Raw genomic sequence first — 13383 nt, forward strand, 5'->3', positions numbered from 1 at the left:
CCGGCCCGGCTGGCATTGAAGAGTATCCGGAACCTGGAATGGCAACCATCATTTATCGGATTTCCGGCAGCGCTTCATTGTGCAGACTGGCCAGCGGCAGGTTCCGCGATGTCAGCTTGAACAATAATTCCAGGATCCAGTCATGACTGGCAAATAAACTGGTCGTTACAATGGTGGCTTTGACACTGCGGCGGCTGATTTTAACTTGGGTTCCTTCTGAAAAATCCCGGTGCTGATTGATTTTATTTAATGTCAGGATGGCCATACCGATGGCCCATAAGCAGAACTTGCGGATTCCTTTCTCTTTGGGAGGGATCATGCTGGTATAGGTCAGCGCATTTTGTAAATGACCTTTGGCAACTGCCAATAGCTCCGCTAATCCGGCTTGAAATTTCTCATCGGATATTCCAGGCCGCAAGTCGCGCAGATTGAATCCGTTTTTAAGAAAAATATCCTGCGGCAGCCAGCAAGCGCCTCGCTTCCGGTCGTCCCAAATATCCTTGAGAATATTCGTCATTTGCAATCCTTGGCCGAACGATACGGAAAGCTTCATCAACGCGGGTTTATGGCGATTGATTTCTTCCGAATAATCACAGAATAATTCGGTTAACATTTCACCGACAACCCCAGCCACGTAATAGCAATATTCATTCATTGACGGCAGATCTTTCAACCCGTCCAGCGATTCTGTTTCCTGATAATCCGCCATTCCCTTGGCCATGATTCGCACGCAACGCTCCAACGCTCTACGTTGCACGGGATTAAAGCTGTGTGTGACGCGAATAACCGCCGGGGTGTTTTTGATTAAATCGTGCTCTGCCGGAATGGTATGGGCGGAAAGCAGCGGATAGAGCTGGTGCGCGAATTCTTCCGCTGAAGCATTGCCGCACACGACCTCGGCAAACATGTCGGATAGCTGCCGGGTCTGCTCGTTGGTCAATGCACTATCGTCCTCAATCGTATCGGTAATGCGGCAAAGCAGGTACGCATTGCCGATCACGTGGCGCAACGTTTCGGGTAATTGCGGGATGGTCAGTGCAAAAGTGCGTGAAACACCTTGCAGGATATGGTCTTGATACTGCGCATCGTCGATACTGGGTTGGCTTGTCATTACGGATTTGTCATAAAGCGATACGGCATGTTACTACAATTGAGTGTATCTCCAAATGTCCTGTCATTTATTGCGGCAGTACGCGCTCATCGGCCATTAATTGATCGATCGTCTCGCGCTGCCGGATGATATGGATTTGATCGTGATCAACCATGATTTCGGCGGCACGCGGCCGGGTGTTGTAATTTGAGCTCATGCTCATGCCATAGGCACCGGCAGACATCACAGCCAGAAAATCGCCATCATTCAGGCTGAGTTTACGGTCATGACCGAGAAAATCGCCGGTTTCGCAAACAGGTCCGACCACTTGGTAGTTTCTGGCTTCACCTGCATTTTGCTGCACAGGCAGGATCGCATGATAAGCATCGTACAAAGCCGGTCGCATGAGATCGTTCATGGCCGCATCGACGATGGCGAAATCACGCGCTGAAGTGTGTTTAAGGTACTCCACCCGCGTCAGTAAAACACCGGAATTACCCACCAGTGAACGGCCCGGTTCGATTAACAAGCGTTGCTTGACTGTCCGGGTACCGGCGCATAGCGCGGAAACATAGTCTTTGATGCTTGGCGGTATTTCATCGGTGTAGCGGATACCCAAGCCACCGCCCAAGTCCAGGTGCTCAATGGACAGACCTTGCGATTGTAAGGTTTCGAGTAAATTAAGCATCTTATGGCTGGCTTGCAGGAACGGTTCAAGCTCGGTGAGCTGGGAGCCGATGTGGCAATCCAATCCGGTAAACCGGATATGCGGATAATGCTGTGTCGATTGATAAATCCGTTCGGCCACGCTGGCGGGAACGCCAAACTTATTTTCCTTAAGACCGGTTGAGATATAAGGATGCGTCTTGGCATCCACATCCGGGTTGACACGCAGGCTCACAGGCGCAATCTTGCCCATGTCTTTGGCGATCTGGTTTAGCACGATTAACTCGGCTTCGGATTCCACATTGAAACAGAGAATGTTGGCATTCAAAGCCATACGCATTTCATCAACGTGTTTTCCGACACCGGAAAATACCGTTTTGCCCGGATCGCCGCCTGCTTTAATGACACGCTGCAATTCTCCGCCCGATACGATATCGAAGCCGCTGCCAAGCCGTGCGAAGAGGTTGAGGATGGCGATATTCGAGTTGGCTTTTACTGCATAACAAATCAGATGTTCCCGGTTCGCAAATGCCGCATCAAATGCCTGATAAGCTTTGGTTAAGGCGGCGCGCGAGTAGACATAACAGGGCGTACCGAATTCCCGGGCAATCTGCCGGAGCGATACCGATTCTACAAAGAGCTCGTTATTGCGGTAATCAAATTCAGGAAAACCGCTCATTTTTTCTCTGCTGGATTGGATGGCGCGGTACTGGCTTCCTCAACCTTGGGAAGATAGAGCGGCCCCTTCAGGCCACAAGCGCTGAGCAAGTAAGCGGAGAGCAGTAGGATTAGAATTAAACGCATGCAAAACCTCTGGAACAATAATGACGGGATACTAACATAAGAGAATGATAAATTAACCCAACTTGAGCGTAATTTTGACTGCCCAAGCTGGGATTAATCGTGCGGTAATGTGGCGGCCAGCCAATTAACTAATTCATTCAGCAGTTGATTACTTGCCGCGCCCAAAGCAGACACGGCCCCCGCTGCATCGGCCGAAGGCGCTTTTGCCGTGATGTTGAAATTTTTTTGCGCCAGCAGCTTGCGTGTATTGCGTTCGATCAAACTGGCGCGCAAACCGACCACGATGCGGCTATCCGTAGCTGTATCAAACACTTGTGAGAATTCTTCCAGCTCGGTATGCAGTACATGATCGGCGGTTGCGATACTGTTGTCTTTAATCACTTGCTCCTGCGTACCAGCGGCGATACGGTTGCGCAGCTGCTGCGTAAACAGAGCGGCGGGCGTGGCAATCCAGCGATTACTGGCGTAGGTGTACGATTGTGCCGGATTGTGATAGAGCAGGCGGTAATGAATCGCCTTGTTATCCAGCCATACCGGCGCTGTCGTGTCCGCAACCAGCAAGCTATGCTTCCGCAGCTGGGCGGGCTGAGCCGATGGTTGGGATGACGGTGGCGTCTGTATACCAAAATCGTACACGGCTGTGGGATGCGATTTATGCAGAATAGTACAACCCGGAAGCAGGCAGATGATCGTGAGCAACAAGAGTATTCTGGTCATTGTGGCTTACTCCTTGGGGGACATAAAACCGGCTTCTCCAGGACCCGGCAAGGGGGAAGGGCGGCCAAATAATAAACTTTGCGGGTTTTCTTCCAATTGATGCAAAACTTTATCAAAATTATGCGAACTGCGGGCAATGCTGTGACTGGCATTGCGCAATTCAGGAATCGTCATGGCCAGTTCTTGCGTGCTTTGCGACAAGTCGTCAAAAATGCCATCTTTCTGATTGATTTTTGCAACGGTTATATTGATTTCACCCAGGATCTGATCCAGACGTTTAACCAGCGTCGCTGATTCGGTTGTGAGTTCAGTGAACGACGTGAGTACAGGCTGCAAGTGGCCGGCAATACCATCAAAATTGCGCGTGGCTTTTTGAATATTATGCAGAATATGGAAAACTTGATCTTGATTCTCGTCGTTCAGCAATTGGTGCATTTTTAGTACTAATTGGTTGACATTAGTGAGCAAGTCCTGCCCGGATCCGGCGACTTCGTCGAGCAATGAACGGCGCATCGGGATGCGCGCGTCATGGGCTAGTTGATCAGTACCGATGCCATCGTCGTTCAGTTGAATGTAGGCCAGCCCGGTAACGCCTTGATAGCCCAATTGCGCGTAGGTGCTGTTTCTGAGTATGACATTCTCGTTCACTGAAATACGCACAAGAATTTGTTGCGGGTTCTCCGGATCAAATTCGATATTTTCAACTTTACCGATGTTAACGCCGCGATAATGTACCGCCGATTGCGGGTTAAGCCCGCTCACCGATTCTTTGGTGACGACGAGATAATCGATGCGCTGAATGTTGCTGCCGCTAAACCACACCGTCACTAAAGCAATGGCGATGCTCAGGAAAATGACAAAGATACCTGCTACGAGGGCATGGGCGCGGTTTTCCATGTTTGCTCCGAGTTGTTTTGTTGCTCAATTTTATGCCGTATGCTTTTGAAGAAGCTGTTGATAAAAGGATGCGGAAAGCGGTATACCTCGTCCAGGGGACCGATGACAACCACTTGCTGATCGGCCAGAACGGCAATCCGGTCGGATAGCGCGACCAACGTATCCAAGTCATGCGTCACCATGACAATCGTCAGATCCATTTCGCTGCGCAGTGCCAGCACCAATTCTACGAAACTTTCACTCAGCTCGGGATCCAGCCCGGCGGTGGGTTCGTCCAGAAACAGTATTTCCGGATCCAATGCTAGCGCTCTTGCCAGCGCCACGCGTTTGATCATGCCACCGGACAAGGCGGCGGGCATTTTGTTCGCGTGTTCCGGCCCGATAGCCACCATATTCAATTTAACCATCACCAAATCCCGGATCATATCTTCGCTCAAGGTGTGCAATTCACGCAAAGGCAGCGCAATATTATCGAATACTGTCAACGCACTGAATAATGCACCTTGTTGAAAAAGCACACCCGAACGGTTGCGGATATTTTTTCTGCGCGGATTGGCGGCAGCGTTTGAACGAGTGCCGCCAGACACTTTAACGCTGCCTTGCGATGGTTCTTCCAATCCCAGCATCTGGCGTAACAACGTGGTTTTTCCGCTGCCCGATCCACCGATCAGTGTTAGTACTTCACCGCGGTAAACGCATAAATTGATATCGCGATGCACGATATGATTCCCGAAACGGGTATAGAGCGATTCAATCTCGATGATGCATTCCGGTTTTGTCATCATCTAGGTAAGCCCCAGGTCTGAAAACAACACGGCAAAAATGGCATCGATAATGATCACCATGGTAATTGCGGTTACTACCGAAGAAGTAGTGCCTTCACCCAGGCTTTCGGTATTGGGTTTGATCCTTAAACCAAAATGACAGGCGATGAGCGCGATGACCATGCCGCATACAACTCCTTTGCCGAGTCCGAGCCATAAATTAGCAATAGGCACTGCATCCGGTAGCGCTGACAAAAAGTATTGCGAGTTCAAGCCTAACTGCCATTCCGCAGCGACGATTCCCCCCAGCAAAGCGATCGCACTGGTCCATACCACCAGCAAAGGCATTGCGATACCGAGTCCCAGCACTTTGGGTAATATCAGACGCTGGCTATGCGAGATACCCATCACCGTCAAAGCATCCAATTCCTGAGTTACGCGCATGACACCGAGTTGTGCCGTCATGGATGAACCGGAACGGCCGGCAACCAGGATCGCGGCCAGCATGGGCCCCAGTTCACGGATGATGCTGATTCCCAATATGTTGATAATAAAGATATCAGCGCCAAATAACTGCAATTGTTTGGAAGAAAGATAGCTTAAGACAATACCGATCAGGAATCCGACCAACGCGGTAATGCCGAGTGCTTGCGCCCCGGTGCGGTATAAGTTGGCGGAGATTTCGCGCCAAGGGATATAAACCGGGTTGCGGAATAAATAAATCACATCAAGCAGCAACTGGCCAATCAAACTGACCAGACCGATGGCATGTTGCCATAACAGCAAAGCCAGTCCGCCCACAGCGGTTAAAGGCCAGAGCAAATCCCGGTATGGAGTTTCCGTCTTGATCGCTGGCAACTGTTCCAGGCGTGCAAACATTTTTTCGTGTTCCGGGCGCAGCTGAAGATGTTCCGGCCGTTGTGCTTTCCATGCACGCCACAACAGGGTCGTTCCTGCGATATCCATTTGCTGGATGCCGGTCAGATCCCAATGTAGATCACGATTTTTGGCTTGTTTACTCAGCTCATTCATTAATGACTTGAGGATCGGCTCTAATGCCGTCAACGTATAGTTACCGGTTAAAACGATATGTGCGAGACCAGCTCTCGTGGAAAGCTGAAACCATTGTTGCATCGTATTGGCAGGCGGATCGCTGGTGTGCATTAATTCTGGCTTGGGTTCATTCATAGGAATGCCAAGTATAGTCATAAACAATCGGGATAATTTTTACTATTTAAAATCCGGATATCCTTTTTAAGGATACTCTGATCTGACCGGCTAACAGAAGTTATTGTAACGTGTTAAAGCAAAATAGTTGGATCGGATTGCGGGCGCCACGGGAAAAACAGAAACGCAATGGCGCTATTGGGTTTGCGCGACAGCGGCGCGTGCCAGTGCCGGGTTATCCGAAAAGTATTTCTTGATGCCTAGGAACATCGCATCCGCCATTCTATCCTGATAGCCCTTGCTGCGTAGTTTTTCTTCTTCTTTGGGGTTGCTGAGAAACGCTGTTTCCACCAGGATTGAAGGAATGTCGGGCGATTTCAGCACAGCGAAGCCTGCTTGCTCGACATTTCTTTTGTGCAAATGATTAATGCCACCCAATTGTTTCAAAACGTACTCGGCGAGCTTGACGCTGTCATTGATAGTGGCATTCAGCGACAGGTCGAGTAGTAACTCCTTGATATCTTTTGATTTGGAAGTGATATCGATGCCGCCCATTAAATCGCTATCTACGCTATTTTCCTTATTGGCAAGCCAGCTTGCCGTGGTCGAAGTGGCGCCATGTTCGGACAACGTGAAAACCGAGGAGCCGTGCGCATGCGCTTTGGGATTGGCATCCGCATGGATCGACACAAACAAGTCGGCATTGGCGCGCCGGGCGTTAATGCGGCGCTGCGGCAGTGAAATGTAATAATCGCCGTCGCGAGTCAGAACGGCGCGCATATTCGGTTCTTTGTCGATCCGTTCTTTCAGTTTTCGCGCAATGGCCAAGGTTACATCTTTCTCGTAGGTACCCTGGTAGCCGACTGCGCCGGGATCCTTGCCGCCATGACCTGGGTCGATGGCTACGATAATGATGCGCGGAGCTTTGCTGATTTTGCGGTTTTGCGCGGCGGGAGAATTATTGATCTGCTTGGCCTGATTCAACTGCGGCTTGGGCGCGTGCGGCCAGATAAGACGTGCTTGCGGGCTGGCTTTGGGTTGTTTAGCGCCGCCTTGCACCAGCGTGGCAACCAATTCATCCAAAACATCCGCTTCAAAATCCGTGCTTGGCGCAGCGCCGCCACGCGCATTCAGTTCCGCCTTACCGGCTTTGTCCGGATGATGGATATCCAGAATCAATCGATGCGCAAAATTTTCCTTGGGTTCGATAACAAAGGTGCGCGGCACGACATTGGCTTTTAGATCAAACACCAGCCGGATGACGTGCGGTTTATACTGCCCGACGCGTATTTTCTGCACAAAAGGATCAATTGCATCCACCTTTTGCGGGAGTGCCGAAAGCGCCTGTGAAAGCTTGGTATTGCTTAAATCGATAACCACGCGGTGCGGGTTTTCCAGCATGCTTAATTCATATTCGAGCGGCTGGTTGGATTCCAGGGTGATGCGCGTGTAATCCGGCGTTAACCCGACACGAACCGCTTGAACGGTGGTATCTGCAGCCAGGACTGTTTGACTGGAACTTATCCAGCAACAGAAAAAGACCAATATAAAAAATATCAGGAAGTTATTTTTGACGGCAGCGTAGGTGTTGCTATTTGAATACGCAATCACTCGCTTTTTGGGTTGTTCCAATGTATCAAACATTGTTTTCCTGCCTCTGTGCCAGCCCGGATTTCAATCCCGCGGCCGTTGTCAAGAATGCTGAAGATGAGCTGCAAATCGGCTTCAGGCAATAAATTGCCTGCTTTTTCAGGCCATTCCACCAAACAAATTGCGTCTGAATTAAAGTAATCGCGGAAGCCTGCTTCTTCCCATTCGAGGTAATCATTGAACCGATAAAAATCAAAGTGATACAAGTATAACGCAGAGATTTTATAGATTTCAACTAAATTATAGGTAGGACTTTTGACTACATGCTGATATCCGAGGCCGTGTAGAATACCGCGCGTCAAGGTTGTTTTGCCTGCACCGAGATTGCCGCTCAGATAAATGGCCAGTCCGGAATGCAAGCAGGCAGCCAGTTTTTTACCGAATGCCAGCGTTGCCGCTTCATCTGCAAGAAAGCAGGTAACACCTTGTGCTGATTCAGTATCTGTCGAACGAGCGTTATGCAAGAAAATACCTCAACCAATAAATTACCGGATTACGCCGCCTTGGCGGCTGCCATCAAAACCTGGGGCAAGGAGCTCGGTTTCCACGACATCCGCATCGCCGATGCGCAGGCGGATATGTCAACGGTGGAATCCGGTCTGTTCCAATGGCTGGCGCAAGGATACCACGGTGACATGGATTATATGGCGAAACATGGCACCAAACGTACCCGGCCTGCGGAACTGGAACCGGGCACGCAGCGGATGGTTTCGGTGTGCATGAACTATGCGCCGCCCGCGGTTAAAAATAGCTGGGATGTGATCCATGACGGTGACAGTGCATTCATTTCGCGTTATGCGCTGGGGCGCGATTACCATAAAGTGATCCGTGCCCGGCTGCAAAAATTGGCCGACCGGATAACCAGCGAAGTAGGCACCTTCCGGTATCGCGTATTTTCCGACAGCGCGCCGGTGATGGAAGTGGCCTGGGCGCAGAAATCCGGTCTGGGGTGGCGCGGCAAGCACACCTTATTGTTGAATCGCCAAGCCGGTTCGATGTTTTTTCTTGGTGAAATGTATATCGATCTGCCGCTGCCCGTTGACGATGCGGTGGGCGATTATTGCGGCAGCTGCACCCGTTGCATCGATATTTGCCCGACCCAAGCGATTATCGGGCCTTACCAAGTCGATGCCCGCCGTTGCATCTCCTATCTGACCATCGAACTCAAAGACAGCATTCCCGAGCCATTGCGGCCGCTGATCGGTAATCGCATCTATGGCTGCGACGATTGCCAATTGGTATGCCCGTGGAATAAATACGCCAAAATTACCCAAGAAAACGATTTTCACGCGCGTAATGGCCTGGATGAGGTATCGCTGATCGAATTGTTTGGCTGGGATCAAGCAAACTTTGAAGCTAAGCTGGCCGGCAGCGCGATCCGCCGCATCGGTCATACGCAATGGCTGCGCAATATCGCCGTCGGTTTGGGCAACGCGCCGTATTCGGTCGAAATTGTGCAAGCCTTGCAAGCCCGCTCGGACGACCCGTCGGACATGTTGCGTGAGCATGTGCAGTGGGCGTTGCAGCAACAGGATCAAAAAAGAACCGCTATTCAGGAGTCATCAACATGAAAACACCATCAATCATTGGTACACCGCTGAGTGCATCGGCGAAAAAAATCATGCTGCTCGGCAGCGGCGAACTCGGCAAGGAAGTCATCATCGCATTGCAGCGCCTCGGCGTTGAAACCATTGCGGTCGACCGCTACGCCAACGCGCCGGGTCATCAAGTCGCGCATCGCGCGCATGTGATCAACATGGCGGACGGTCAAGCTTTGCGAGCATTGGTCGAACAGGAAAAGCCCGATATTATCGTGCCGGAAATCGAAGCGATCGCTACCGACATGCTGATCGAAATCGAGCAAGCGGGCATTGCCACGGTGATTCCCACCGCGCGCGCCACCCGGTTGACGATGAACCGTGAGGGCATCCGCTGTCTGGCAGCGGAAACGCTGGGGCTGCCGACGTCGCCGTATGCCTTTGCCAACAGCCTGGCGGAATTGCAAGCGGCCATCGACAGCACCATCGGTTATCCGTGCATCGTCAAACCGGTGATGTCGTCGTCCGGCAAGGGGCAGTCGCGCGTCGATCATGCCGGGGAAGTGAAAGCAGCGTGGGATTATGCCGCGAGTGGCAGCCGGGTTGATCAGGGGCGGGTCATCGTCGAAGGCGTGATTCATTTTGATTATGAAATCACGCAACTGACCGTGCGCGCGCTGGATGAGGGTGGTAACGTCAAAACGCATTTCTGCGAACCCATTGGGCACGTGCAGGTGCATGGTGATTACGTTGAAAGCTGGCAACCGCAGGCAATGTCTCCGGCGGCGCTGCAACGTGCGCGTGAAATTGCCAAAATCATCACCGATGATCTGGGCGGGCTGGGCATTTTTGGCGTGGAATTGTTCGTTAAAGGCGACGACGTGTGGTTCAGCGAAGTCAGCCCGCGGCCGCACGACACCGGCATGGTGACGATGTGCAGCCAGAAGCAGAGCGAATTCGATTTGCACGCGCGCGCGATTCTCGGATTGCCGGTGAATACTTCACTGCAGGCGCCGGGCGCGAGCGCGGTGATCTACGGTCAACTCGAAGCCAAAGGCATCGCATTCTCCGGTATCGCCGAAGCGCTCAGCGTGCCGCAAAGCGATCTGCGCTTGTTTGGCAAACCCGAATCGTTCAAGCGCCGCCGCATGGGCGTGGCACTGGCGAATGGCGCCGATACCGGCGAAGCCCGCAGCCGTGCTAAACTTGCCGCCAGCCGGGTGACACCGACCCAAAATTAACTCCAATCAATTAATAACAAAGGAAAATCATGACAATCGAACAACTCAACACGCAATTCGGCATCGCAGGTCAATTGGAATTTATCGCTGGCAACGGCGGACTGCCGATGATTCAAGTAAAAACCGCCAAAGCTAAAGCGCTGATTTCGATTCATGCCGGTCAGGTGTTGTCGTATCAACCCGCCGGTGAGCCGGAAGATGTGATGTTTTTGAGCGCGAAAGCGTATTACCAGGACGGCAAAGCCATCAAAGGCGGCGCGCCAATCTGCTGGCCGTGGTTCGGCGCCGATCCGGAAGGCAAGGGCCGCCCCGGACACGGTTTCGTACGCAATCGCGGCTGGAATGTGATCGCCACCGAAGCGTTAAGTAATGGCGATATCAAAGTCACCGTTGGCTTGGACGATACCCCAGAAACGCAAACCATCTGGCCGCATGCCTTCAGCCTGCGGCAGGAAATCGTCATCGGCGACAGCTTGAATCTGTCATTGATCACGCGTAATACCGGCAAGGAAAAATTCACTATCACTCAGGCGTTTCATACTTATTTCAAGGTTGGCGACATCAGCCGTGCAAAAGTGCTGGGACTGGCCGGTTGTGACTATCTCGATAAAGCCGGTGGCGGCAACACGCAAAAACATCAAACCGGTGACGTGACCATCGACGCCGAAGTTGATCGCATCTATCTGAATGTCGGCAATACCCTGACCATCGATGACGCTGCATTGAAACGCCGCATTCAAATCACCTCGCAAGGTAGCAAAACCGCTGTGGTATGGAACCCGTGGGAGAAAATCGCCAGAGATATGGCCGACTTGGAAGACGACGACTACAGACGCTTATTGTGCGTCGAAACCACCAATGCGGCGGATGATGTCCGGGAGGTTGCACCGGGCGAGGAATGCCGGTTGGTGGCTGATTATCGGGTGGTGCGGGGTTAATTAGTTGATCATGAAATGTCAGTAAGGAAATGATATTACAGCGTGAATTGAAAGGTTATTTGTTTTTATGGTGTGTGATGTCAAAACCTGGCGCATCGGATGATAACAATCGAATCTGACTCCATTGTTGTGTTTAACCTTTCAATCACAGATTAATGAACAATTTTGTGAGATGTAAGTTCCGATCCTATTGTGTTATTAGGTTATCTCATCACGAATTTCAAGTGCTGCATTTAGTACGGGCATTATTCGATCTTTTATTAATGTATCGGGACTTATATCTAACTTTCCTTCATGCGCTATATGATTTCTAGTAATGTAATACTTGCTTTGAGATTTTCCATCATCTTTCAGTAAACCTAGAAACTGCCTTGACTTTATATGAAGCTTCTCCACCATTTTGGTTGCATCGCTTTTTGAGGGAAGGCGCTTGTTAGTTGATATTGCTGCTTTCTCGAATGAGAATTTCTTCTGACAATCGATGTCAGATATTTTTGTTGAAAGATCACTCAACTTAACTTTTTTTGGGATTTCAGAAGGAATTACATCCTTATTGAAGTAGTATGAGACGATTTTCTCGAGTTCTGCTTCACGCATATTAAATTCCAGAAGTGATTTCTCTAAACTATCTTTAGTTGTTGAAATTTTATTTTTTATTTCTTCAGCGTATTCTCTTTTCTCAAGCATGGTATGGGTTACTTTTGTAAATAACTCAATAACAGCCCAACATCGTAGATACGTAACGGATAATTCATCTGCATTCTGTGAATGCAGCACTGCTGAATCTACTTTATTGAGTAATTCATTAATATCATTCTTTAACCATTCTGGATACATAGGCTTATTCTCAATTGATATTGATGACATATATCAGTGGACTAATCTATCTGGACTAAAACATCTAATCGCTGACATATCTTTCTGTGCTCGATATCAAGATTTTATCTAATTTGCCGCGAAGCCAATATTTCACCATTTTTATTATTATAGTAAATTATTTGACTTACATTGAACGGTATACTGGGGACTCTATTGGAAGAGTAATTCTTTGTTTCATCTTTAAAGTTTGAGATAGATAAGTTTACATTTACATGTCCCACGATCATTATGCCTATATAGAAAATATTATTCGAATGACCTCCTGTAGATAACTCGAGTAGTTTTTGCTTCGGCAATTTAAATGTGTCTTTTAGTTGCATGTAGAGTTGGAGTCCTTTTTGATGTTGAAGATATTTTAAAAAATCAACTTGTTTGCTAGAAAATATGATGCTGGTAATGCTGTTAATATTGCATGTGATTCCGTATTCAGTGCCTTTAACTATCGGTTCATCAACGCTACCGTACATTTCTTTTAAACTATCAGCAATTGCAGGGTTTCTTCCAGGATCTCTTGCAGGGTCTGTACAGAATTCACGGTGGGATTGAATGGTCGCCATCTCTGTATCTGCGTCGTATGCCACTTGAAATCCTTCTGTTTCATCGAATAAATAATCACTCATTAATGAAAAACCGTATTTTCTATTAAGATCAACAGTCTCAGATTTTAGTGCATGATAATTGCTGCGGTTCGCGAACTCGACAGATGTTTCAATAGGGCTTTTAGGTTGTAATACTTTAAGTAGATCGGGTTTAAGTGCCTCGGCCAGATTGACTGCATAAAAAGGATATCTATCGCTATATTGAGCGATAAACCCATCTTGCTCTTCATACTGTACAAACTCAACGGACCTGATCACAACTTTACTATTAGGGTGCTCTTCCTTATTTGTCTCTTTCTTAACTTGCTTAGGTGTAAGAATTCCTAGCGTTGTTTACAGTATTCAGGAGAATACTGTAGATGAACATACACAAACGCACTCGCTTAACATTATTGGATCGTCAGGAAATCTGGCGGCTTTATCAAACCCGGCT

At 49.4% G+C, this 13383-nt stretch carries 14 protein-coding genes; 3 read left to right on the forward strand and 11 right to left on the reverse strand.

The window, feature by feature from the left end; translation table 11 throughout:
• Positions 1-52 precede the first annotated feature (52 nt).
• From DU481_RS05195 to tsaE, 9 genes are all read right to left on the reverse strand, one after another.
• Positions 53-1111, reverse strand: a complete 1059-nt coding sequence (locus DU481_RS05195; protein ID WP_350133188.1) for a phytoene/squalene synthase family protein — start codon at positions 1109-1111, stop codon at positions 53-55.
• Between the two features lie 67 nt (positions 1112-1178).
• On the reverse strand, positions 1179-2435 hold the full coding sequence (gene lysA / locus DU481_RS05200; RefSeq protein WP_350133190.1) for a diaminopimelate decarboxylase: 1257 nt from the start codon (positions 2433-2435) through the stop codon (positions 1179-1181).
• The gene (lptM, locus tag DU481_RS05205) at positions 2432-2560 is read right to left on the reverse strand and encodes an LPS translocon maturation chaperone LptM (protein WP_090318825.1); all 129 of its coding nucleotides are present in this window, start codon (positions 2558-2560) and stop codon (positions 2432-2434) included. The genes lysA and lptM overlap by 4 nt, the downstream gene beginning before the upstream one ends.
• 93 nt (positions 2561-2653) lie before the next feature.
• Positions 2654-3277, reverse strand: coding sequence for an ABC-type transport auxiliary lipoprotein family protein (locus DU481_RS05210; RefSeq protein WP_350133192.1), 624 nt, complete (start codon positions 3275-3277; stop codon positions 2654-2656).
• A 6-nt stretch (positions 3278-3283) separates the two neighbouring features.
• Positions 3284-4174: an MlaD family protein gene (locus tag DU481_RS05215; RefSeq protein ID WP_350133194.1), complete on the reverse strand. Its 891-nt coding sequence runs from the start codon at positions 4172-4174 to the stop codon at positions 3284-3286.
• Complete coding sequence (locus DU481_RS05220; protein WP_350133208.1) at positions 4147-4956, reverse strand: ABC transporter ATP-binding protein; 810 nt, start codon at positions 4954-4956, stop codon at positions 4147-4149. The genes DU481_RS05215 and DU481_RS05220 overlap by 28 nt, the downstream gene beginning before the upstream one ends.
• Positions 4957-4959: 3 nt before the next feature.
• Positions 4960-6126 (reverse strand): MlaE family ABC transporter permease, encoded by a 1167-nt coding sequence (locus DU481_RS05225; protein WP_502889913.1) that lies wholly within the window; start codon positions 6124-6126, stop codon positions 4960-4962.
• Between the two features lie 174 nt (positions 6127-6300).
• On the reverse strand, positions 6301-7749 hold the full coding sequence (locus DU481_RS05230; RefSeq protein ID WP_350133196.1) for an N-acetylmuramoyl-L-alanine amidase: 1449 nt from the start codon (positions 7747-7749) through the stop codon (positions 6301-6303).
• On the reverse strand, positions 7713-8219 hold the full coding sequence (tsaE, locus tag DU481_RS05235) for a tRNA (adenosine(37)-N6)-threonylcarbamoyltransferase complex ATPase subunit type 1 TsaE (RefSeq protein ID WP_090318836.1): 507 nt from the start codon (positions 8217-8219) through the stop codon (positions 7713-7715). Before tsaE ends, DU481_RS05230 begins: the two co-directional genes overlap by 37 nt.
• On the opposite strand from tsaE, the gene queG reads away from it, so the two are divergent.
• Genes queG through DU481_RS05250 form a run of 3 tightly spaced genes read left to right on the forward strand, consistent with a single transcriptional unit; the run spans position 8214 to position 11472 of the window.
• On the forward strand, positions 8214-9326 hold the full coding sequence (gene queG, locus DU481_RS05240) for a tRNA epoxyqueuosine(34) reductase QueG (RefSeq protein WP_350133198.1): 1113 nt from the start codon (positions 8214-8216) through the stop codon (positions 9324-9326). The genes tsaE and queG overlap by 6 nt on opposite strands.
• Positions 9323-10534 (forward strand): formate-dependent phosphoribosylglycinamide formyltransferase, encoded by a 1212-nt coding sequence (gene purT / locus DU481_RS05245; protein WP_350133200.1) that lies wholly within the window; start codon positions 9323-9325, stop codon positions 10532-10534. Before queG ends, purT begins: the two co-directional genes overlap by 4 nt.
• Positions 10535-10563: 29 nt before the next feature.
• A complete protein-coding gene (locus DU481_RS05250; protein ID WP_350133202.1) occupies positions 10564-11472 on the forward strand; it encodes a D-hexose-6-phosphate mutarotase in 909 nt (302 codons plus the stop codon).
• Between the two features lie 198 nt (positions 11473-11670).
• On the opposite strand, the gene DU481_RS05255 is transcribed toward DU481_RS05250, so the two are convergent.
• Entirely contained in the window at positions 11671-12339 is a 669-nt protein-coding gene (locus DU481_RS05255) for a regulator of G-protein signaling domain-containing protein (protein WP_350133203.1), read from the reverse strand.
• A gap of 74 nt (positions 12340-12413) precedes the next feature.
• Positions 12414-13208, reverse strand: a complete 795-nt coding sequence (locus DU481_RS05260) for a hypothetical protein (protein WP_350133205.1) — start codon at positions 13206-13208, stop codon at positions 12414-12416.
• Positions 13209-13383 lie beyond the last annotated feature (175 nt).

Source organism: Nitrosomonas sp. (genome assembly GCF_040240425.1).
GTDB lineage: Bacteria > Pseudomonadota > Gammaproteobacteria > Burkholderiales > Nitrosomonadaceae > Nitrosomonas.